A 1,393-nucleotide genomic window follows, 5' to 3' on the forward strand; every position below is an offset into this window, starting at 1 on the left:
TAGTAGTGCTTTGTTAGGTGGGGGCGCGGCCACAGTACGGGCAATAGGCCAACAACCTGATGACAGCGGTCTGGAGTTCGGCGAGTGTGACATAGAAACTCACACCGCCTTGCGCGCTTTTGGGTCCGCGGCCAACCGTTGGATAGTGACAAACAGATGCGCCGCGGTCACTAACACCGTGTGGTGATGCCAGCCCAACCAGCTGCGCCCCTCGAAATGATCCAGACCCAGGCCGTGTTTCAGCTCCCGGTAGTCATGCTCGATCCGCCACCGGATTTTACCCAGTCTGACCAGCTGCTCGATCGTCGTGTCCTCGGGCAGGGTGGACAGCCAGTAGTCGGTGGGTGCTGTGGCACCACTGGGCCATTCGATCAGCAGCCAGCATGCCGGCAGCGTGCCGTCCGGGTTCCTCGGCAGGTTCCGGTTCGCCGGGCGCACCCGCACCGCAGTGAACCTGCTGGTCAGTGTTCCTTTACTGCCCTGTCGCCAGGACACCGGACGATACTGCTTGATCGGCAGGGATCGAGCCAGCACCTCCGCCTGAACCGGTGTGGTGCGATACCCAGGTTTCTTGGGTCGGCCGTGACCTGAATACGCCGGTATCTCGTAGACCGCATCACCGGTGTGCATACTCGTCGAGGCTTTGACCTGCACAACATAGTCCAGTCCACGGGTGGTCAGAGCAGTGCGGAACAGTCCGTTCTCGCCGTAGCCGGCGTCCGCGACCACCACCGGTGGACTATGTCCCCACGCGGTGAGTTCGTCGATCATCTCTAACGCCAACTCGGCCTTCGGCTGATGGCCGATGTCCTCAGGGATCCGGGACAGGCGCCGACGCCGGGTGATCTGGGCGCGCTCGTCCTCATCCTTGGCATGAGCATCGTCCCAGCTACGAGGGAGGAACAACCGCCAGTTAAGCGGGCAGGACGCCTGATCGGTCACCGCGTGGACACTGACCCCGATCTGGACGTTACCGACCTTGCCGAGAGTCCCGGAATACTGGCGGGCCACCCCGGGTGAGGCATGCCCGTCTTTGACGAATCCGGTGTCATCAACAACCCAGGCCGAAGGGTGGATGGTGTCGATGGCCTTGGTCACCAGCACCTGACGGACGGGCTCGACCTTCCACGGGGAGGTCGTGACGAATTGTTGGAGTCGTTGATGGTCGATACCCAGGCGCTGCGCCATGGGCTGCATCGATTTACGTCGACCCTCCAGCATCAACCCCTGCAGGTAGTAGCTGCTGGTGGCGCGTTGGTCTTTGCGGGTCAGGGAGGCGAAAACCTCGGTGATGAAGTCCGCGAGGTCATCATGAGTGGCGGTGGTATTGTTCCTGCTCATGATATGAATTTACGCCTCAGCTCACCTGCCCACAAGAGCTAACAAAGCACTA

General features: G+C 61.3%; 1 protein-coding gene. It reads right to left on the bottom strand.

Annotated features, from left to right (window positions below):
- Positions 1 to 99 precede the first annotated feature (99 nt).
- Positions 100 to 1,341, bottom strand: a complete 1,242-nt coding sequence (locus ACQCVD_RS15420) for an IS701 family transposase (RefSeq protein WP_426824665.1) — start codon at positions 1,339 to 1,341, stop codon at positions 100 to 102.
- Positions 1,342 to 1,393 lie beyond the last annotated feature (52 nt).

The sequence above is a fragment of the Corynebacterium halotolerans genome, from assembly GCF_050107895.1.
Lineage (GTDB): Bacteria > Actinomycetota > Actinomycetes > Mycobacteriales > Mycobacteriaceae > Corynebacterium > Corynebacterium halotolerans_B.